The following is a 22,040-nucleotide window of genomic DNA, read 5'->3' as shown; positions in this document are numbered from 1 at the left end:
TTCGTCGTTCATCCCGCCGCGTCGGTGCCGCTCAACGAGGAGGCTCGTCCAAGCCGCCCCTGCTGATCATGCGGATGACGAACTCGGCCGAAGACTTGGCCGCGTCCTTCTGGTACTTGTCGGTCTTCTTCATCCCCCAGTCGCAGATCGCCTTGATCGCGATCCAGTCGACGCCGGCCTTGGTGGCCGCCGCGTAGACGCCACCGGCCTCCATATCCCCGCCGATCGCGTCCGGGTTGGTGCGCTGCAGGTGGGCGATGAGCTCCTCGTCATTAACCAGGGTGTTCATCGCGAGCATCGGGCCGAAATGAACGGGCGGCCCCGTCCAGCTCGTCGCCGTCGCATCCGCCCTGCTCCGCAGGGTGACCGAGGTTGCCCCCCGATCCCCCGTCACAAACTCCTCGCCGTCCCGCACTCTCTTCTGGTCCATGATCCGCACCTGCGTGGCGACCATGATGTCGCAGGGACTCTGCTCACCCTTCTTGAGGCCGTATGCGATGCCGGTGAGAATGACATAGGCGGGCCGTATCTGTTCGATGAGCGACTGGGCGGTGAGCATGGCGGCGCTGGGACCCAGGGCACCCTGCTCACATCGGTGAACATAGACCTCTGCCGAGCTGAGGATTCCGAGCTTGTGCACCGTGTGATGTTCCATGTGCCAGTCCTGCAGCTCTTCGCCGTCCTTGGCGGCGGCGGCGATGACCGCCGTGACCTCGCGTCTCGTGGCCACCATGATCAGGACTCTCGTGTGTGACGTCACTCCATGCCTCCGGTCGCGCTCCAGTTTCTCTCTTCTCTGAGCTGTGACCAATTGCCTGATCGACAAGGCGGTCACCGGTACCAACAGGAGCCCCACGAGGCTCGTCAGCCACCCGAGCGTCCAGGCCTGGTAGCTCTGTGGGCTCAGTCCCTCCGGATCGCTCAGCAACAGCCGTTGCAGCAGCCACCGCACGGCTGACATGTAGTCGTCGGGTCTTCCCGCGCAGGCCACCGCGCCACAGGCCGCCCGCTCCCACCCCGGCACCAGAGCCGCCTCGGCGAGAACCACGGCCACCATGCCCGCTACGTAGACCAGTAGGAATCCCCCCGACTCGGTGAACCTCCGCCGCGGCTTCTCCGGCGTCGGTGAGCTGGCTATCAGGGCGATGCGCTCGCTCGCGGGCACCTCCGTCGACCTCGCGATGGCCTCGCGCACCTCCGCGCTGGTCGCCCCGTCGAGCAGACAGACGAGCACCTCGGTGACCGGCGCCCTATCCGCCCTCCCTCCCCGCAGGGCAGCCGCGTCCTCGACCTCGCGGCGGATGAGCCGGCTCAGCCTGAGCCGGATCTGCTGGGGAAACCCGTCGACCCGAGCCGGACGAGCTTGATGGCAGAGCGGCATCCACCAGTGCTCGAACGGCAGGTTCCCCACTGCGTTCTCCTCGGCGCTCTGACGTCCGAGAAAGCTTCTGACCAGGCTGAACCCCTGCCGCAGCACCACGCCGGCCATCACGGTGGTCACATAGACCATCGCGAGGACGCCCAGGCTGATCGCCGCTGGATACGCCCTGAGAGGTGAAAGCGCCAGCGTCAGCGCCGCCAGCGACATGCACCCGGGCGGCACCGCCAACATAAGCAGCTCCCACCGGCGGTCGATCAGACGCAGCGTCGAGATCAGAACCCCGCCCCCACGCGCCCTGTCCACGAGCGGCCGTTCTAACAGAGCGAACCCATCAACGTCCTGCCAGACCAGCCGGCTTTCCTTCCCGGCAACCCAGAGAATCACCCACAGGGGAGCCCGAGCCCGACAGACCCCATTCAGCCCCCGCGGCCGCACAGTGGAATAGGCCTTCTTCCCCCCAGGCGCCCTCCGCACCACCCGAGAAGCCCGTAACGCCTCACGCACCGAAATTCCAGTCCGTCCGTCGCTCACCGCTCCATACTTGCGGAACTCCGCCCGAGGGGAAACTCATTAGCCATGTCAGGTCTGTAGAAAACCATCACTTTCATCGGTCAAACGCCATCGCCGATCAGAGAAAAGATCACCCTGCGATGGCTGGAAAGGAGCGACCGACCACTCGGAGCCGCCCGAAAAGACGTCCCGACGGATTATCGGGGCTCGCATGCACCTGAGCCGCCGTCACCGGTCTCGAGGTGGCTGCGAGGGCGCGGGCGCCCTTGGGCTTGAATGGTGTCGGCGGGCGTCCGATATACAGTTCGGACGGATCTTGGTGGATGCATGGGGAAGAATCGTCGGGTCTCGTCGCGGACGTCTGGCATCCGAGCCACTTCCATCCGTCCGTGGACCATTGGAAGCGAGGGCGCAGGTGACCGATGTGGTGGAAGCTCAGAGTGAGCCACTCTCGTGGGCGGCCAACGAAGGCGTGCGACGCAGCATGCAGTCCAACAAGGGACGCGACACGCGACCCGAGTTGGCTCTTCGGCGGGCGGTTCATGCACTGGGCCTGCGATTCAGGGTCTCCACCCGTCCGCTTCCCGCCGTGAGGCGGACCGCGGACATCGTCTTCACGAGAGCTCGACTCGCGGTGTTCATGGACGGATGCTTCTGGCACGGCTGCCCGAAACATCACACGGTGGCCAAGAGGAACGCCGACTACTGGGCCACCAAGGTCCAGACGAATCGAGAGCGTGATCGAACGACCGACCGCGTGCTGCAGGAGGCCGGTTGGCAGGTCGTGCGTGTCTGGGAACATGAGGATCCGGTCGAAGCCGCGACGCGAGTGCGGGAGGCGTATCGCCGGTGTCTCCACGGCGGGGACGACTCGCCTGGGGTCGACTAGCTCCGACCACCGGGCCGCGCCCGGCACGGTGTCACACCCAAGCGCAGGGCCCGTGTCCAGCACCCACAGTGGAAGGTGCTCGACACGGGCCCATGGCGGCTACTCAGCTCGGGTGGTTCTCGTCGTTGGAGGTCACTCCGCCGGGGGGATGTTCTGGTTCAGGCGGAAGAGGTTGCTCGGGTCGTACTCGGACTTGATCTCGCGCAGGCGGGTCCAGGTGTCGCCGGGGTAGGCGGCGCGGACGCGCTCCTCGCTTTCGTTGCCGAGGAAGTTGACGTAGGCGCCCTGGTCGCTCTGGAGGAGGGCGCCGGCGAGGTCGGCCACCCACGCTTCGCGGATGGGGCGATCGTCCGGGCCGTCCCAGAAGCAGGCGACGTTCGTCATGATCTTGCTGTTGCGGTGGGCGAACGCGGTGGCGTCGGCGGGGACGCGGGCCATGGCACCGCCGAGGACGCGGAGTTGGACGGCGCGCAGGGACGCGTCGGAGTTCTCGAGGTGCTGGACGATCGTGGCGGCCACGTCAAGGTCGACGTGGTCGATGAACATGGTCTCCGCCGCGGCGGTCGGCTGGCCGGCGTCCTCCTCGGGGAACATCCCCGAGTAGGGCATGGGCTGGACGAAGTCGGCGTAGGGCGTCGCCAGCGCGCGGAACGGCGCCAGGGCCTCCTCGCCGGCCTCGATGTCGCCCGACCAGGCGACGAGGGCCAGGACGACGACCTTGCCGTGCTGCTCCTCCGGGAGGAACGGCATCGGGGGGGCCGGCATGATGTTGATGATCGTGGAGAGCTCCTCCGGGGCCGCGTCGGCCGCGGCGACGAAGCCGGCGATGACCTCTGGCGTGCCGGGGAGGACCAGCAGCCCGCCGATGATCTGCTCCAGCGGGTGCAGCTTGTACTTCAGCCGGGTGACGACGCCGAAGTTGCCGCCACCGCCGCGGATGGCCCAGAACAGGTCGGGGTAGGTGTCGGCGTCGACGCGCCGCAGCTCGCCGTCCGCGGTCACGATCTCGGCGGCCAGCAGGTTGTCGATGGTGAGGCCGTGCTTGCGCACGAGGAAGCCGATGCCGCCTCCGAGCGTGATCCCGCCGAGGCCCACGGAACCGGTGTCGCCGAAGCCGGTGGCGAGGCCGTGCTCGCCGACCGCTGCGGTGTACGCGCCGGCGGTGGTGCCGCCGCCGGCCCACGCGGTGCGTCCCTCGACGTCGATCTCGATCTCGGACAGGTTCCTGACGTCCAGGACAATGCCGCCCTCGGTGATGCTGTGGCCGGCGTTGCTGTGGCCACCGCCGCGGACGGCCAGTTCGATTCCGTTGTCACGGGCGAACGCGATGACCTTCGCCACGTCGTCGGCGTCGGCGACCTGGATGACGGCCGCCGGCCGGAGGTCGAACCCACCGGAGATGACCTGGCGAACCTCGTCGTACCCGTCGTCGTGCGGCTCGATCACCTTGCCACTGAGCGCAGTCCGGAGGCGCGAAAGCGTGTCGGGCGAGACATTCACGGGCATAAGGAAACTCCTTCGCGGCGGTGTGGTGGCCTGCCGCTGGTCGCTGACAGAGAATGTCGTGCTCATGTTCCGCGATGACCGAGTCATCAAGCAGGGTTTCACCTTCTATGAATGATCCCCTTCGGTCCAACTGGTTTTCAACCCGGTAGGGGTGGCGTAGGGGGCGCGGCGGTCAGGTCTGATGGGCCCGTCATCTGCGCATTCTTGCGCGAAGCTCGCCACACCCGTCCAGAGTGGCCGCGTACTAGGACACGGATTCGTGTGGGCGGACTCCACCGGCCAAGTGCGCGAAGAAGCCCAGATCAGGTTGATCCGGTGTGCCGATCAGGAGGGCCCTGTCGAGGAGGGTGTTGAACTCCTCGCAGCTTGTCTCGGGCAGCAGGACACAGGCGTGACACGCGGCGCGGTTGAGGTTCTCGGTCCCGCTCATGTCCGACTCGACACACAGAGGGTCCGCCGAACACCAGGACACGCGATCCATGGCCACATGGATGGATGTGAGGAGGTTGCCGGATTCCACTTGGGCGATGATTCCGCCGAGGCTGCCGGCGGAGTCGCTGGTGGCCGTGTAGATCAGGAAGCCGGCCATCCCATCCGACACGTAGAGCCGTTCGCGCAAAGACGCCGCCGGGTATCCGGAGTCGAGGCTCCACTCATTGATGATCGCGTGAGCCAGGGTGTGGATCATGACCAGGCGCGGTGTGACATCCCTGTCCGGGGTCAGACCGAATCGGGCGAAGCGTTCTCGGTAGGCGGCGTCGATCGGGACGACGCGGGCCTGGACGTCTGCCCTTGATTCCCATTCCGTCAGCCGAGAACCATCCAGCCGGAGGAACACTCCTTCGCCGATGACCTCGATCGCGGGGAGCCAGTCGGGCTTCTCCGCGGCGTATAGCGGGGCCCGCTGGTTCGGGTTGATCGAGCTGGGCGCCGCAAGGCGGGTGAAGCTCTTGAGAACCCGGACCTCACGTAGCCGCTTGACCCGCATCACCTGATCGATGGCGAGCTCCGAGGTGATCGCGTCGTCCTCCCAGGGAACACAGACGAAGTCCTGGTCTCGTGATCTCTCTTCGGTCGGTCTGGTCAACGCCTGATACTCGTCGAACTTCAACGCCGCCTCTGAGGTGTCCGTATGGCCGGCCTCGTCTTGGCGGCGTCTCTCGACGGCTTGGATGATCTCGTCGATGCTGAACTGGCGGTTCGCCAGACCCATCTCCTCGATACGACCTCGAAGGTCGTGTGCCTTTCGCAGCGACCTCCAGTCTCGCTCCACCAGCTTCTGGACGCCTTCGGACCACGGGGGGATGGAGAGGGCGGAACGCACGTCGGAGAACCAGACGCCCGATGCGCCGCGCTGCATCGCTCGTGGAGGTTCTTCGCACTCTTCAGACGCATCGCCCAACCAGGGACGTCTTCCCGTACAGGAGCTGATGCCCTTCAGAGCCCCCTTGCGAAGGGCACCCTCCATGGTGACGGGTCGTACACCGCAGGAGCACGAGATCTCGATGTCTCCCAACGACGCGCTGCGACCCGTCGCCTTGAGCTTCAAGTCGTGCTTGTCGGATCCGGGGGAGTCGCCGCCTTTGTGGAGCCAACGAAAATAAGGGAAGTCGTCTATGTGACCTGCGGCGCAGCAGACGACGAACCTGGATGGCACCAGCTCACGGTCGCATTCCCTGCACTTGGCCGGGCTCCTGGCAGCCCCGAAGAACCGTGTTTTCGCGAGGCGGTTGCATCCTGGACACGACTGGACGTCCGGGAAGCGGATGACGGGAATGTCTCCGTACTTGTCGCTGTCGGAAGCGGGCGGGAGGCGGAAGCACTGAACGCCGAGTTCCTTCTCGAGCCGGCGCTCGTGGATGGTGTGATCGTAAGGACCCAGTTCAGACCAACGATCAAGTCCCGCGACCATGAACGATTCGCTGCCGACGGCGATCAGCGAGCCCACTCCGTATGTGGTGATGAGCTGGGCGCGCCTTACGCCACCGATGGGCTTCCCCTTCACCGGGCTCCCCTGTCCAGGTAGATGGTGGACTCCACGTCGACGTCGCGCAGACTCCATAGAGTTGCGAAAGAATTACTCATCTCATCATCCGACTCGTCGTAGCGGCCCGCATCGACCAGGAGACCCGTCTGTCGGTAGGTGCCGTATACGAGTGCCGGATTCGCCTCAGCGGCATCTCGCCACTGTTGGATGATCTCGTCGATCTGTTTGCCGGTCATGTCCCGTTCAGCCCGTCCGGCCACTCTCTCCACGCGGGCCAACACCTGGTCGCAGATGGCACGGAGTTCGTTCTCGAACTCCGCGATTGACGCGGCGCCCTCTTTCGGACGAGCCACGTCGATCATCACCCGAGCAAGTCCGACGATGGCGGCATGCAGCCCGCGATCTCGCGCCCTCGCAGAGAAGGGCGTCACGCTGGTGGCCTCCACCTGCCGGTACAGAGCTGAGTGGTAGGTGGTGAAGTTCTCGTAATGCGAGCGGTCTCTGGATCGGGCCGCGTTGAACAACGTGACCACGAGCCCCGGCCATTTCCGACCTACACGGCTGGTCGCCTGGATGTACTCGGAGGTGGACTGGGGCTGCCCCATCACGACCATGAGACCTAGTCGGTCCACGTCGACGCCGACGGAGACCATGTTCGTGGCGAGGATCACGCCCAGCGCATCCGGGAGAGGGATGGCCATGTCCTGAAGGTGCCCGGGGATGGCGCTGGACGGTTCGCGGCTGGTGAGTTCGATCTCGCGGCCGATGTCGCGTCTCTTCTGCCTCAGGCTCTCGCTCAGGAGGTCGAGACGGTCGTTGACGTCGTCCTGGACCTGCAGTTTGGCGCCGCCGAGGAGTCGCAGGCTGTTGAAGTACCCCAGCAGAGTCCAGTACGCATCGCGGACCGCGTCGTCTCCTTCGATCGCCTGGGCATGGTGGAGGAGTGCCGCGTACGTTCGCACCATGAGGCTCGTCTGGCTGATCGCAGGTGCCATCAGGCCCACATAACGTCTGCTGGCCTTCCTGGACGGCGGCGTCTCGATGGAGAAGTAGGAGTCGCGGGCATCCAACCCCGGCGGTGGGAACTGTTCCACCCGCCGGTCGAACAGGGCGCGTCCCTGGTGTACGGCTCTGCGGATGGTGGCCGTCGACGCCACCACTTTGGGCCGCTCGCCGATCAGATCGACGGCCGTCTCGTAGAGTCCGGCCAAGGTCCCCAACGGGCCGGAGATGAGGTGAAGCTCGTCCTGAATGATCAGCTCGGGCGGGGGCTCGGGGCTGAAGTAGTTGAAGAGTTTGCCGACGTCGGGTTTCCAGGGAAGCCCGGCGAGCTTGTCGGAGGTGGCGATGACCAAGGTGGGGCGGACGGAATAGATGGTCTCGTCGACCACGTGGACGGGAAGCCCGCTTGCGAAGTCGCAGGCCGCCGCCTCGCAGGCTATGACCAGTCGGTCACCGTGGATCTTGTAGTTGTAGTGGTCGAGAGCCGTTCCGCACCAGCAGCAGGCCCGGATCTGGACCGGATTCTCCTCCTGGACCTCTTCCCCCTTGGCCAGCTTGCGTAGTGAGCGCTTGGCCTCGTCCAGGGTGTTCGGCGTGGATCCACGTCCTACCCACATGCCGATGGAGATCTCGGTCCGGCCGAGCGCGCCGGCCTGAGCTTGGCGCAGTCTCTCCATGCAACACACCAGGAGAGCGGCGCGTTCGAACTGCTGAACCGTCAGCAGGCGGAGCGTGTAGCGCATGAGTACGGTCACCCCGCCGCCGTCGCGCGGGTCGCGGAGCCGCCTCAGGAAGGTGGAGAAGGCGATCAGGCCGAGATATGCCTCGGTCTTGCCGCCGCCGGTCGGGAACCACAGCACATCCGCGACGGCGCGATCGTCGGATTCTCGATCGGATAGGCCGCGTAGAGAGATGAGCACGAAGGCGATCTGAAACGGTCGCCAGACGCCCGCGGTCTCATCCGGAACCGTGGATTCTCGATCAGGTGATCTCAACCACTCGGTTCGGGCGCGCTGCATGGCCATGGCTCGATTCGCGAGCCGGAACGCCTCCATGGGCGCCGGGTCGGCGGGGTCTGCCAGCAGGTCGATTCCCGCCTCCATACGATCGCAGGCCGTATCACACCTGGCGAGATGTTCGACTGCGGTTCTTCGCGCGCTGGGGACGATGATGCGCTGAATCTGCTCCCTTCTCAGTGCGATCCACTCCCGGTAGCCCGAGGTGAGTGCCCTGAGCGCCGATACGATCTCGCCGTCGGATGCCGTGGCCAGATGATGCATCCCGAGTCGGCCTACGTCGATCGCCGGATTGGAGTCGGCCAATCGAAGATCATGAGTAGGGACGAACGTCGTTCGGATCCAGCTGACGGACGGCGTCGCCTCCACGTCGTTGATCTCTACCTCGATCGGCTCCCACTCGACCGCGCAGCCGTGACCTGTGGCGAAGGCGGGCGCGTGCCGATAGAGCAGCCGGTAGGAGTTGAGCTCCTCGTCTGTATCGGCGGAACCGACTGACGGACGCTCCACGAAGGGGGCCGATCCATCCACACCCTTGACCGTGATGCGTGGCTGGAAGAACGCCATCGCGTCACGGTCGGTGTCCTCTGATGACTGGAATTCGTTCAGAAGGGCCAGGGTGACGGCCGATATCCCGTCGGCGTCGGCTGCACGTACTCGATAGAACAGCTGCAGGCCGTCAGTGAGCGCTATCCGATCCTGATCGGGTACTGCGACCTCGACGGTGATGGGGACCATCGCGATGGCCTGGCGTCGCCAGGTCTCGACGGCGACCGCGCTGGTCCGGCTGCGCCGCCCTTCGGTGACGGCCTCAGGCAGATACTGTGCGGCCTCCACCTCGACGACGATCGCGTCTGCAATGGTGAGGTCGACGGAGAAGGTCATCCCCATGGAGGAGGGATAACGGACGTTGGCCATGGTCACGGCGGGGTCCGGGATATCACCAGGGTGTCTGTCCTCCGGCTCCTCGTCCGGGGCGTTGGCGTCGGCCACGCGATCATGGGACTGTGGGAAGAGGATGCCCGCCGCGTACTTCGTGATCGGCGGGTCGGTGATCGTCTCTTCGGACGAGCCCGCGGGACCGACCAGGTCGCGTTCCAGCTGAGCGACCAGTTCGTCGCGGAACGCGTAGTGCTTACCGAAACTCACGCTAGCTCCCCATCCCAGGTGAAACGGCCTAATCCCATGACCCGAGGTCGCAACCACACGCCCGACCAGCCGAGACCGGCGTTGACGCCGGCGGCCTCGCGGCCGACGACGGTCTCCACACAGTCGACCCGAAGGTCTCCGATGCCGGGGGGGAACCTTCGGTCGCGACCGGGCAGAAGCGTCCGCAGTGCTCCGGCGAAGGAATCGGTCGTCACGCCGATGCCGTTGCCCTCATGCCGCACGACGTACATGAGGGGCTCTGCCGATGAGGATTGCGGAAGTCGGGTGAGGGTGACCGCATCACCGCTTCTCACCTTGCTCGCCAGGTACCGCTGGACCTTTTCTGGATCCTCCCGAAATCCGGCTGTGCCCGCAGGTTCTTCCCGGTTCACGTCTTCGGCACGGACCTCCACGCCGAATCGACGTCCCGCCTGGAAACCCAGCTCGGCCCAGCGTCCGTCACTCTGCTTCCTGAGATGACCCGAGGAGAGCCTGTCCACCGACTTCACGTGGATCAGCAGGTCTCGGGGTCGGGTCATCGCCACATACATCAGCCGGGCCCGCTCGGCCCGTTCGATGGGATCGTCGTCCGGCGCGTCACCGGGGTCGACGACGACGACTTGATCGAACTCCAACCCCTTGACGCGGTGGATCGTCGAGACGACCAGCAACTCCGGAGACGGCTGCGTGAGTTCGTCGGGGAGGTCTGCGCGGACCAGCCGTCTGCGAACGGCCGTGAGGTCGAGCACCTCACCGCGTCGGTTCCGGTCCATGCGCCGCAGGAGGTTCCAGGCTTCCTCGGCGTCGGCGCCGGCCCTATAAAGGACGTCCATGACGGCGGCTTTCGTCGGCTGTTTGGAGTCGAGTTCGCGAAAGAGCGCGGCCACCCATACGGGAATCACTCGATCCTGGGCGGCTCGCTGCAGGCGATGTCGTACGCCGAGCGCGTGAAGCCGCCGAGAGATCAGAAGCGCCTCGTCGTTCGCTCGGCACAGCAACGCGGTCGGTACGGCCAGACGAGACAAGACGGGTACGGCCTGGTCGAGTGTGCCGAGGGAGTCGCCGGCCAGGAGCGTGGTGCGCAGGTCACGCTGAATGTCGCCGAAGGCGGCGTCCACCGCGCCGAGGGCGGTGCCGAAGGAGAGGGCGACCATCGCTTCGGGCTCGCGGGCACGGAAGTTGTCCGACAACGAAGCCTCGACGAGATCGTCGCGGAATCGGTCACGCACCCATTCATAGAGTCGTGCCGCGCCTGCCAGGCGCTCCCGAGGGTCGTCCAGTTGGAAGCCGTAGATGCCTTGAGCGGGATCACCCAGGAGTGTGAACCCCTCGAGGTCGGTCTCCAGGAGAGCCTTCACGAGTTCGGCGCGGTCGCCCACCAGATCCTGCACCTCGTCCACGACGAGATGTCGTGTCTCGCCGAGAAGCTCCTGGGCGTCCGGATTCTCCTTGATCGCTCTGGTAGCCTCGCGGATCCGTCCGTCGAAGCTCTGACGTCGCCATGGACCGTCGGGTGCGACCTCGGACAGGACCCACGTGGCGTACGAGTCGAACGTCCGTACTTCGACCTGTGCGGCGGCGGTTCCGTGCTCGAGGAGTCGGTTCCGCACCTCGCGCACCGCCGCGCGAGAGAAGCTCAGTACCAGTAGGTCAGCGGGATCGAGCCCCTCCTCCTCGATGAGATGGACGAGGCGCCGGATCAACGAGAGCGTCTTTCCGGTACCGGCCGCCGCCGTCACCAACAGGCGGGCCGTCGCCGGCTCTTCGACGAGCCGTTCCTGTTCCTCCGTCAACTGGACCAGGTTCGTCATCGGTTCTTCCACAGGTACTCGAACTGACGGAACGCGAGCTCCTCGCCGTACTGAGCGATGTTGTCGGCCACATTGACGATGAGGCACTCCTCTTTGCCGCCGTTCCTGGGCCCCCGAAGGCCTCGGCCGATCATCTGCTGGTAGACGTTGGGGCTGTACGTGGGGCGGGCGACGATCACGGCCCGGGTGGCGGGCGCGTCGAACCCCTGCGACAGGACGCCGTAATTTGCCAGAACGCGAGTCTTACCTTGCCTGAACTGCTCGATCGCGTGTCGGCGCTGACCCAGGTCAGAATCGCTCGACACCGCGGCTGCGGAGATTCCCCGGCGGGTGAGGAGCGCAGCCATGGTCTGGGCGTGATTGACCGAGGCGGCGAAGAGCAGCACCGGCCAGTCGTCCGGCAACGCCTGGATCTTGTCGACCAAGATGCGGTTACGGACGGTGTCGTGGCCCAGACGCTCCTCGGCTGACGCGGGCAGGCGGCGCATCTGTTCGAGGGCATCCCGCTCCCGGCGGTTCAGGTCCAGCGTGACGCCGGGAAGCTCCTCATGCCTGACCTCGGCCAGTACGCCGAGTTCCTGCAGGTGGCGGTATGGGTTCTCACCGAGGATCCCTCTGCCGTCGCGGTGATGGTCGAGCCGGTTTCTTCCGTAGCGAGCGGCGAGGCGGTCCGTCTCCTCTGTGCTCGTCCCTCGAAAGGGCGTCGCACTCAGTCCGATGAGCGGGCATCGTGAGCGATGAGGTGTCAGGCCCAGGGCGGCCAGGACCCGGGTGTACCGGGGACTGATCGACGCGTGCGCTTCGTCGATGACGACCGCCTGCGCTTCGCGAAGCCACGCATAGCTCTCGGCCTCGATGACCCTCTCCAGTTTCGCGTCGGTGGTGATGACGAGGTGGTACCCGTCCTCCACCGGGTCGGCCTCGTTCACGTTCCACAGCCTGCTGATCGTGAGCCGTCGAGCCGGGCCGGTGTTTCGCCACACCAGCTGCCAGGTCTGTACGGCCTGTTCGCAGAGCTCCTCCGTCTGCGCCACCCAGAGAATCGGAGTGGACGTCGCATCAGGCGGGAGCGATCTCAGCCGGCGGATGACCGCGTCCACGGCGACTCGCGTCTTGCCCGCGCCGGTGGGCAGGCTGAGCATCCCACGCTGAGCAGGTCGGCTCTGGAGGACCTCCAAGATCCGTCCGACCATGAGCTCCTGGTACTCGTGCAGGGGCGGGAAGTCCACCGGCCCATGGACCGTCAGCACCGGCTCGAGACCGGGCTGCCGAAAGCCCGCGTATTCGGCCGGGAAACCGAGATCGGATACGAATGCCTTCGCCTGATGGCTGCCGGCCAGCTGGGTCGGCACGGGAAAGCCCCGGTCCTCCAGCTCTTGCCGGAACTCCCGCAGGACACCGGGGCCGTACACGGCCAGTGCCAGTCCCGCGATGGTCTGATCGTCGACCGGGCCTTCCTCCGCCTCGACGGCGTCGACCAGACCGAAGGGGAGCCTCTCGCGGAGGGCGTCGCCCCCGAGCATGGCCACCAACTTGTCACAGACGTCCGGCAGCTCGCGAACCCGCACGATCTGCCGGTCTCGCTGGACGTCCTCCCGGTGTCGGAGCACCTCACGACAGCGCTCCTCCGAGAGACCGAGCTTCAGCAGAGGATTCAGCTCCCGCAGCAGAGCCAGGTCATCGCCGCGATCGTGCCAGTAGACCGTCTCGTCGCGTCGGGCGATGTCGATCGGTTCCGAGGTCTGCCCCGCGGGGGTGCGCACGAGTTGTTCCAACGCGTCGCATCGCGCGAGGAACAAACCACGCAGGGGGCGTCTGGGTTCGAATTTGAGCTGAGGAAACACGTCTTCCAAGGGGGTCGGCCGGCCCTGGGACGTCGCTCGGAGCTCGGTGACGTAGACCTCGTCGAACGCCTTCATCCCCCATTCGGAGATGAGACGTGCGGCGTCGTCGGTGTCAGGAACGAGGATCACGGGAACATCGTTGACCTGCAGGCGTCTGTACTGATCGGGATATGACGTTGCTACCGCGTCCGACGGCGGGCAGGAGACCCAGTCCTCCCCCCGCCTGCAGCGGATCGTCGACGGAGCACTCAACTGCGTGGCCGCGACCGCGTAGAGCATGCCCAGTTCCACATGGCTCTCGCTCTCATCGGCCTCCTTGAGGAGCGAGAGCCACAGGGACCCCTTGATCGCTTCCAGGGTGTCGGGAAGCCTCAGAGCGCGTGTGAGCTTCGGGTCGAGGTCGGCGACGGGAAGGACTCGTGAGTACTCCGCGAGGCCCGGCCCGACGCATTCCCGCACGGGGCGAAGTCCCATCGAGGTCGCGAGCCGGCCTGTCTGCTCCAGCACCCACACCAAAGGCGAGGGAACGGAGAGTGGCAGATCATCGGGGCGGGTCTGTGCGTGTACGGTCCACTCCGTCACCAAGCCCTCGACCGGGATGTTCTGAATGAAGCGCGACCGGGCGGAGGGCGTCAGGTCGCGCAGGAGCCCGAGGGGCCCGGCCGGCTCGGCACCGTCCACGACGATCTTGCCCTGCTGTGGTCGTCGGGCACCCGGCGGTAGCACCGCGTAGTACCTGTCGATCATCCTCGACCGGTAGTCCTCGAACCAAGGGGCGGACCGAGGATCCATGTCGAGACGGGGGCCGTCCGACATGCCCAGCGAGTGGAGCATCTCCACATCACCGAGATGGAAGTCGTCATCCACCACGAAGTCCTCGTCATCCGGACTACCTGAGGGGATGACGGCGCCGGGGAGCAGACATTCCTCCAGGGGCTTGTAACAGCCTTTGCGGGTACGCACCCTGAGGTTGGGCTTCACCCCTCTCCGGGTCAGATGTTCGACGGCCCGCGTGGCTCCGGTCTGTCGGGCCAGCAGCCAGAATCGCTCCCAATCCCTGTCGCTGTAGGAGGCGAAACCCTCCTCGACGGCCGCGGCGAGGCGGCCGAAGGCGTCGGCCTCCCTGATACCCAGGATGTCGAGGAATCTGGAGGTGGCCGGGTCGTTCTCCAGTTCAGGGTCGACATAGACCGTTTCCTCGGTCGACAGGTCCATCGAGGTCCGCCGGAAGACGCTCTTCCCTTGCGGTGGCACGAGTCGTCCGTTGCTTGTTCGCAGCACGGCAGCCTCTACAGCCTCCGATGCGAACGGATGTGCCTCGTCGACCATCTCGGCCACGATCGACAGGGCGATCGCAGAGGCCTCGGCCGTTCCATCCGATACCAGTGCCTCCAGCCACTCACGCAAGCTGCTCGGCCTACTGCCCGCGAGTTCCATGATCCTGTCGGCCCGAGATCGAGGAGTCGTCTCCTCTACGGAGTGATGACACCAGTCGATCGGTCGGCCCGGATATCCGGCCCACCTCTCTACCCACGCCTTCCACCTGTCGTCAGTCGCCCGAGGCGCCCGGGGGTGGATCTTGAGTTCGTCGGGATTCCGATAACACCCGGTTTGGTCTGGCAGGGAGGGGCTGCGGGCGGCTTCGTCGTATACACGCTCGGTGAGCATGTCGTCCGCCCAGTTCCTCGGCTCTCGCCCTCGAGCAGTGATCAAGGAAAGGGGATGTGCAGGGTCGTCCGGTGTGGACAGGGCTGGAAGGGCTGACACGATCAGACGAGCAGCCTGCTCTATCAACGCAGTGTTGAAGGCGTTGTTCTGTAGGAGATGCTGACGATCCTCATTCGTCTTCCATGGAGCGTTCAAGACTCCCCGAAGCGTCGTCTTGTACGTGGTCGGGAAGAATGCCCAGAACTCGCCGATCTCCTGCTTGCCGGTGACCGGGACCGCCCACGCGAGTGGAACTTCCAGCCGGTTTCGATATTCTCCGGCGTCCTTCCAGGCGTCGTCGCTCGGATGATATCTGGTCTCGAAGATCGCCCATTCTTCTGGGGTTCCATCGCGGCCGTTCTCTACGACGTGGAGCCATCGCCGGTTGCTGTTACCACGAATGGTGATCTCTTTGTACCATACCTCCTCCCGACGCTCCTCCAGGGTCACGTGAGCCGCGTGAGGAGAGAAGACGACGAACACCGCAGGAAATTTTCGGAGGTCCGTTGCGAGACGGATGCTGTGCTCTTCGCCGGTCAGAGGAAGCTTCACCACGGTGGTGGCCCACGACATCAGTTCGTCGAGCGTCTCATCTGAGTCCCGTTCGCGCTGCGCGTCGAGCAGGTGGGCGAGACGCAGCACAGGAGTAGGGCCCTCCCCGGGGACGCGTTCCCGGATGCGTACTCGAGATTCTTCGGCAGACCATCCGAAAGAACCGCTGTGGCTGAAGAACTGCGGCCGGTCGGAGATGCTCAGAACGGACTTGAAGCCGAGGCCGAAGCGGCCGATCTCTGCGCCCCTCTTACGCGACAGATGTGAGGCCAGGATGGTCTCCGCTCCCTGAGGGGTGACGGGCCTTCCACGGTTCGCGCAGTACAGGGTGTTCGGTGTCAGAACCACGTGGATGCGTCCGTCGGACGCTCCCTGCATCTCGTCGGCGCCGTTCTGGATCAGCTCGAACAACTGCCGGTGGCCGTATCCGCCCTCCGTGACCGAACGCTCGATGTTGGCGTGCTCTTCGATCAGGGAGGGGTTGGCCTGATAGGACTGGATGCAGCGCTGTGACTGCTCGAGCACGACCTGCGAGACCGCACTCTCTGCTCCCGCCCATCCGGAGAGGCCGGCGTGCCCGGCCCCGCTTGAATCAACCACTGAGACCTGATCTCCCTCACGGACTACGCGCCCTCATCGAGATGGAAGGCTACGTCGGCGGTATGACAATTACGCAGAAACGGAATGCGGCGCTGCGGTCAGGCTTCGAGGTTCGCCAGCCGATAGTGGCCGGGCGGAATCTCGGGATCGTCGTCGTGCGACTGGATCAGCCACCCCTGGTCGATCAGCTCTCGAATGTCCTGTCGCCACGTGGGTGACTTGGCTACGCGTTCGAGCTGCTGCGGACTTGCCGGCCAGGGACTGATGTGGAGGAGGTACTCGATCAGTCTTTCGACAGGGCTCGAGCCGCCGATGGACTCGAGGGTCTCCTCGCTCGAGGCGACGGCCTCATCCAGGTGATCCACCGCGAGGCGGTATGGAGACCCGGCGCCTGCGCCGAGCGTGTCGATGTCCCAACCGACCTCACGCAGCTCCCTGATTCGCCGAGCCCATGCACGGATGGCGGCGACCCCCTCCAACTGATGCGGAGACAGCGATTCCCCGGGGTGGCTGCGGAAGTACAGAAGGAGTGCCGTTCGGGCGCCTCCGAGGACGTCTTGGCGCACTTCGGCCAGGGCGTCACGCGATTCGGCGAGGTGGGTGCCGACTCGGGCCGCCGTCTCCAGCCAGTCCTGGGGCTTCAGGTTCCCGCGCGGAGTGGCCTGCACAACTGCGAGAGCATCCTTGAGCGACTGCTCCAGCTTTGCCAACTCCACGTCGTGCCGACCATAGCCACTTGAAGACGTTGTCACTGACCCACCCAAACCCTTCGTCCGGGATGAAGTCTTGCTTGAAGGACGACTGCAGAAACCGCCGAAACAGCTCTGCGGAAAACAGCTCGCGGCACGCTCACGCCGAGCCATGTACCTGGGCTTTCATCCCTCGGTAAGGCCCGTCGTCGCGTTAGGCGTAACTGTTCTGCTGTAAGACCCGCCTTCAGGCTGGAGAGCTCATCCGGGCAGGGAATGGCTAGGCGACCCAGGAGCGATCACCTAGCCGGAGGGTAGGCCGTTATCGGTGGACATGTCAAGAGAGGCCAAATTCTTCCCCGAACTCGAGAACGACTCCGACGAATCAGGCATAAACCAGCAAATGACGCAGACCGTATCTTATGCGTTCATGTCTAGAGTCGGGGGTAGATTGGTGATCCCCCCTTGCGCTGGGATGCCGCTATAGGTGAGGCTCATGCCACTCCACCTCGACCAGTGGGCGAATGAGCCGACAGGGCGCACGACGATGTTTGGTATGGCGTCAGCCGAAAGCGTCAGTTCGTGCGCAGGGTCGTCATTTCGTCGTGCCCGGTCGGCGATGTGGGAGACGCTGCAGGTCTCGGCCAATGAAAGTGCTGGTGTCAAAGACCGTGAGAATCTTGTGTCGGACGTAAGCCGTCAGTCCAGAGTGCGGCGTGGGGCCGCCCGGGTGGCTAAAAGGACGGCTTCCGTTCCAGTGGGAGTCGGAGCCGGAGCCGGATACTCTGTCACTGCATTGCTAAATGGGCACGCGCCATCCGTGTGGTTGCTTCTAGCCGTCTGTGTGATCTGTGCGGTTCCGGCAGTCGTGGACAGGACCGCGGATTTCCTGCTGAAGCGCTCGATCATCGAGGGTTACAAGGAGAATTCTCGACGAGGTGATGCCGCGGGCTTCGTCGAGATGCTTCGTGAGGTCAATCAGAGATGATCGCGCCACAGGTCTCTGCTTTTTGACCTATTCTGGCACTTCACGCGCAGGCGTGCTGCTCAGGGAGTCGGAGTCCACCTCGGAGTGTTCGGAGGCGAAGGCCAGATCGTATATGAAGCGAGCGAGTTTTTCGCCGAGTAGGGGTGGCACCGCGTTGCCGATCTGGCGCGCAACCTCGATCTTCGAGCCTACGAAGACGAACTCGTCAGGAAAACTCTGAATTCTGGCCGCTTCCCGGTGGGTGATCGGGCGATCGTGAACGGGGTGTAGGTAGCGCCCCTTCTCCGGCTTGTAGAACTCCGTGCGGATCGTCACGCTGGGTCGATCCCACCACAGCCGGCCCATCACGTCCGTCGTGCCGGTGGGCTTGTTCGCCCAGCACCGCGGTTCGAGGTCTGGGCGATTGCGTCGGAGGTCGAAGCGATTCCCACCCGGAGGGATCGCTCGGTAACGATCCAGGGATTGCTGTGTGGGCGTTCGCCGGATGTGCAGGTCCTGCCTGCCGGCGTCGTCGACCGCTATCTCCGTGTGCTTGGGAAACTCGGGAAGATCCGCAATGGTGTCATGCAGGGTGACATACGGCCTGCCGTCAGGCGAGTCGGGGCCGTGAGTCGGCTTGGGCGGCCAGGGAACCTCGTCGACGCCCCGCACCGCGACGAAGATCCCCCGCTTTCTGTTCTGCGGAACCCCGTAGTCGGCGGCGTTGAGCACGCCATAGCCGAACCTGTAGGCCCTGAGCTCCTCGTCGGTCTCCATGAGCTCGAGGAGGCGTGCGAACTGGGCCGACTTCTGGAACTCCGGCACGTTCTCGATCACGAACGCCTTCGGCCGCACCAGGCGCACGGCTCTGAGGTACTGCTGCCAGAGTTCGTTGATCTCGGCTCGACTGGCGTCGTCGCGATCGCGTCCGAGGGGACTGAACCCCTGACACGGGGGTCCTCCGATGATCACCTCTGCCTGCGGGTAGTCCTCGTCGAGGACCTCCTCGATGGGGCCGTCGTAGACCGGACACCCGAAGTTCTGCTTGAAGGTGCGTGCCGCAGCCGGGTCGATCTCGACTGCGAACACGGTCTCGTAACCAAGCCCGGACTGTCTGAATCCCTGGGCTAGCCCGCCCGCACCTGCGAACAGATCGATCGTGCGGATCGTCCCAGTCATCGACACATCCTCCCCGAGAACTACAGCCCTGTCACTATAGGGGCGCTTGTTCCCTGGCTTCCCGGTGATGCGACGGTGCGGCGAGCGACCTGTGACCGCGCAGGTCACTCGGGAGACAGTAAACACCTCCTGCGGCACAAAATCGAGCACCTGTTCGCAGCGATGTCGGGAACGTCCAGCATCCAGGCGCTTCGTGGCGATCCTCCCGCGGGACCCAGGGGGAGACTCGCGAAGAAGACCGATGCCCTGGAGGTGAGAGCCTGCTCCGGTCCCGTCCACCGTGCGACCGCGACGTCGCGACTCTCGTGTGCCGGTCTGACGCTGGGGTGGACTGCCAGGGCGTTATTGAATTCGCTAGCTCCAAGTGCCGGACGTGGTAACCCCCGAGTGCAAGTCGGGATTCATATACCACGGGGGATATAGCCTTAGAATTCAGTCGTTGCGGTGAGGGCGGTAATAGGTTCGGGGATGGTGTTGGGACGATGTTTCGCGTTCATGGGAAGTGGTAACTCCATAGACGTCCGTCAAGATCATGGCGGGATAGAGGAGTAAACCCCCCGTTGATGGATTCGACGTTCTTTGTCGAACTCTGGCGGGGGGTAGGTTTTGTCGGCCATAGCGTTCGAGCGTGCAAGCCTCGGCAGAAGCGTGTTGTCGGGATTCGTCGCTTGTGCGGTTGCCGTGGGGGCGATGGGGCACAGCTCTTCCGCTGAGGTGCGCGGTGGAAGTCGTGGTGAGTCGTTTGTCGTCACCTGTGGGCCAGGGCGAACCGGCCCCTCGTTGCGCCTGACCCGGACGGTGTGGCCTGACGGCGATCGTGCGATCGTCACCGTCCTCGTCGCCAACAAGAGTCGCTTCGCGGCGAAGGCGGCCAGCTTCGCCGAGGACGTCGTCGCTCCGGCTGACGGGACCGTGGACGGCCGGGCGACCGTCGGCGCGGTGAGCTACCGCGCGCCCCTGCTCACGTGGACGGGCGACCTGGCGGCCGGTGGACGCGCCACCGTCCGTTACGCCGTTCGGACCCCCACCGAGCGGACGTCCACCTCGACGATCAAGGCGACGGCGGGGGAGACCTGCCGGGATATCGCGGCACGTCCGGAGGGTGATGGCGCGCCGGCCGCTGAGGAGGGTGCGGCGGCGGGAGACGAGGTGGCGGGGGACCAGGCGGCGGGAGGCGAGGTAGCGGGGGACCAGGCCGCGGGAGACGAGGTGGCGGGGGACCAGGCGGCGCCGGCGGACGGTCCGCGTCCTGGTCATGAGGCTTCGGATGCGACGAGGCCGGGTTCGAGTCCTGCGGTTTCGGATGGGACGAGTCCAGGTCCGAGTCCTCCGGCCTCGGAGGCGACGGGACCGAGCTTGAGTCGTGACGCCTCCGGCCGGGCGAGTCCGGGTCCCGGGGTGGGGCGTGGTCGGCGGTTCTCCGGTGGGGGGCAGGCCGAGGCGGTCGTGCCTCGGGCGGGGGAGATCTCGGGTGCGAGACGGGTGGGGGCCAGGGCGCCCATCACGTTCTCCCAGAGGTACGTGAACAATTTCCGGGGGGCGGTGACCCGGGCGGGGAACACGCTGCTGACGTGTTACCCGCCGGCCGTGCCGGATTGCGCGACGCGTCGGAACGGCTCGGGGAACAACAACGTCGCCGCCACGTTCGTCGACGTGGACGCCGATGCCACGACGTTCAACTCCAGTACCGCCAACCTCGTGATGACGACCGGAGCGCAGGTGGCCTACGCGCGGCTGTACTGGGGGGCGCGGAGCCAGACCACCACCGACACGCCGGGCCTGCCGGCCGGTAACCGGCTTTCTCCTAATATCGGGCTGCGCGGGCGGATACTCATCAGGGCGCCGGGAGCGGCCGGCTACGTGACGGTTACCGCTTCGGCCGGTGACATCGGTGACACCCCGGACGAGGTCACCACGGGTGGAATCGTCTACGGGGCTTCCGCGGACGTCACCTCCCTGGTGGCCTCGGCGGGCGCCGGCACCTACACGGCGGCGAACCTGCAAGCGGGCCGGGGCTTCGACGCCCTCGGCGCGTTCGGTGGCTGGTCGCTCGTGGTGGCCTACCGGGACGCGTCGCTGCCGTTGCGGAACATCACCCTGTTCGACGGCTTCCTGCAGCAGGAGAACGGCGCGCCGAGCACCACGATCACCGTCTCGGGCTTCCAGACCCCGGTCACCGGAACCGTGCGAGCCCAACTGGGCGAGATCGCCTACGACGGCGACAACGCCATCGTCGGGGACTCCATGAGCATCAAAACCCCCAACGGGCCGCTGACGGTGCTCAGCGACAGCCTCCACCCGGCCAACAACTTCTTCAACTCCACCATCGCCACCCTCGGTGCCCAGGTCACCAACCGGAATCCCGCCTACACGAACACCTTGGGGTACGACTCCAACATCCTCGACGCGTCCTCGGCCTTCCGGAACAACGACACCTCCGCGGCGATCACCTTCAGCACCGTGGGGGACGCCTACTGGCCTCAATCCGTCTACACGCAGATCGACCTCCACCAGGCGAACGTCCAGTTGACCAAGTCGGCCACGGTGGTGAGCGGCACGGACCTCGCGCCCGGATCGGTGATCGAGTACACCGTCACCGCGACCAACGTGGGCGACGACAACGCCATCGGGGTGGTGCTCACCGACCCCATCCCCGCCGGCGCCATCTACGTCCCGGGAAGCATCTCCGTGGCCTCGGGGCCCAACGCCGGCCCTAAGACGGACGCCGTCGGCGACGACCAGGCCGAGTTCGTCAACAACCAGGTCGTCGCGCAGTTGGGAACCGGAGCCGGACCGTTCGCCGGGGGCACGCTGGGCGTGGGCCAATCCTCCTCCGTGAAGTTCCGCGTCACGCTCGGGCCGACCTCGCCGGGCACGACGGTGACCAACACCGCGAGCGTCAGGTACGCCAGCGCCGACACGCCGGCCCAGCAGGGAACCGGCACCGGGGCCGTGTCGACGGTGGTTCCCGTACAGGTCTCGTCGCTGGCGTTGCTGAAGACGGCATCGCCGACCACGACCACGGCGGCGGGGCGCTCGATCAGCTATTCGTACCGGATCACGAACACCGGCCAGACGACCCTCACCGGGGTCGGTGTGGTGGACACGGTGTTCTCGGGTTCGGGGCCCGCTCCGGTGATCTCGTGTCCGGTGACGACGTTGGTGCCGCAGGCGTCGACGACGTGTACGGGCACGTATGTGACGACGCAGGCCGATGTGGACGCGGGTTCGATCGTGAACACGGCGGTCGC

The 22,040-nt window shown here is 65.6% G+C and carries 10 protein-coding genes and 1 pseudogene; 3 read left to right on the top strand and 8 right to left on the bottom strand.

Annotated elements, in window-relative coordinates; translation table 11 throughout:
- Positions 1-31: 31 nt before the first annotated feature.
- Positions 32-1,684, bottom strand: coding sequence for a hypothetical protein (locus tag PYR91_RS33280; protein WP_279786451.1), 1,653 nt, complete (start codon positions 1,682-1,684; stop codon positions 32-34).
- A 418-nt stretch (positions 1,685-2,102) separates the two neighbouring features.
- On the opposite strand from PYR91_RS33280, the gene PYR91_RS36440 reads away from it, so the two are divergent.
- A complete protein-coding gene (locus tag PYR91_RS36440; protein ID WP_347943896.1) occupies positions 2,103-2,780 on the top strand; it encodes a very short patch repair endonuclease in 678 nt (225 codons plus the stop codon).
- A gap of 132 nt (positions 2,781-2,912) precedes the next feature.
- On the opposite strand, the gene PYR91_RS33270 is transcribed toward PYR91_RS36440, so the two are convergent.
- Positions 2,913-4,226, bottom strand: coding sequence for an FAD-binding oxidoreductase (locus tag PYR91_RS33270; protein WP_279786449.1), 1,314 nt, complete (start codon positions 4,224-4,226; stop codon positions 2,913-2,915).
- Between the two features lie 34 nt (positions 4,227-4,260).
- On the opposite strand from PYR91_RS33270, the gene PYR91_RS33265 reads away from it, so the two are divergent.
- Positions 4,261-4,401 (top strand): hypothetical protein, encoded by a 141-nt coding sequence (locus PYR91_RS33265; protein WP_279786447.1) that lies wholly within the window; start codon positions 4,261-4,263, stop codon positions 4,399-4,401.
- A gap of 129 nt (positions 4,402-4,530) precedes the next feature.
- Here PYR91_RS33265 and PYR91_RS33260 read toward each other — a convergent pair whose 3' ends face one another.
- The 6 genes from PYR91_RS33260 to PYR91_RS33235 form a co-directional block, all read right to left on the bottom strand.
- Positions 4,531-6,348: a DUF1998 domain-containing protein gene (locus tag PYR91_RS33260; RefSeq protein WP_279786446.1), complete on the bottom strand. Its 1,818-nt coding sequence runs from the start codon at positions 6,346-6,348 to the stop codon at positions 4,531-4,533.
- Entirely contained in the window at positions 6,288-9,440 is a 3,153-nt protein-coding gene (locus PYR91_RS33255) for a helicase-related protein (protein ID WP_279786444.1), read from the bottom strand. Before PYR91_RS33255 ends, PYR91_RS33260 begins: the two co-directional genes overlap by 61 nt.
- Positions 9,437-11,251, bottom strand: a complete 1,815-nt coding sequence (locus PYR91_RS33250; RefSeq protein ID WP_279786442.1) for a UvrD-helicase domain-containing protein — start codon at positions 11,249-11,251, stop codon at positions 9,437-9,439. The genes PYR91_RS33255 and PYR91_RS33250 overlap by 4 nt, the downstream gene beginning before the upstream one ends.
- Positions 11,248-15,954, bottom strand: coding sequence for a DEAD/DEAH box helicase family protein (locus tag PYR91_RS33245; protein ID WP_279786440.1), 4,707 nt, complete (start codon positions 15,952-15,954; stop codon positions 11,248-11,250). The genes PYR91_RS33250 and PYR91_RS33245 overlap by 4 nt, the downstream gene beginning before the upstream one ends.
- Positions 15,955-16,052: 98 nt before the next feature.
- On the bottom strand, positions 16,053-16,670 hold the full coding sequence (locus PYR91_RS33240) for a hypothetical protein (protein WP_279786438.1): 618 nt from the start codon (positions 16,668-16,670) through the stop codon (positions 16,053-16,055).
- A gap of 988 nt (positions 16,671-17,658) precedes the next feature.
- Complete coding sequence (locus tag PYR91_RS33235; RefSeq protein ID WP_279786436.1) at positions 17,659-18,789, bottom strand: DNA cytosine methyltransferase; 1,131 nt, start codon at positions 18,787-18,789, stop codon at positions 17,659-17,661.
- 1,521 nt (positions 18,790-20,310) lie between these two features.
- Here PYR91_RS33235 and PYR91_RS33230 point away from each other — a divergent pair.
- Positions 20,311-22,040, top strand: a pseudogene (locus PYR91_RS33230) (hypothetical protein); the annotation flags it as partial.

This window comes from Sphaerisporangium sp. TRM90804, assembly GCF_029846175.1.
GTDB lineage: Bacteria > Actinomycetota > Actinomycetes > Streptosporangiales > Streptosporangiaceae > Sphaerisporangium.
The sequence above is the reverse complement of the archived record's forward strand: the minus strand, read 5'-3'. Positions and strand labels throughout refer to the sequence as shown.

Coding starts and splice junctions, on each gene's coding strand:
- PYR91_RS36440 (WP_347943896.1), top strand. CDS start 2,103: ATGCACCTGAGCCGCCGTCACCGGTCTCGAGGTGGCTGCGAGGGCGCG.
- PYR91_RS33260 (WP_279786446.1), bottom strand. CDS start 6,348: ATGGAGTCTGCGCGACGTCGACGTGGAGTCCACCATCTACCTGGACAG.
- PYR91_RS33250 (WP_279786442.1), bottom strand. CDS start 11,251: ATGACGAACCTGGTCCAGTTGACGGAGGAACAGGAACGGCTCGTCGAA.
- PYR91_RS33235 (WP_279786436.1), bottom strand. CDS start 18,789: ATGACTGGGACGATCCGCACGATCGATCTGTTCGCAGGTGCGGGCGGG.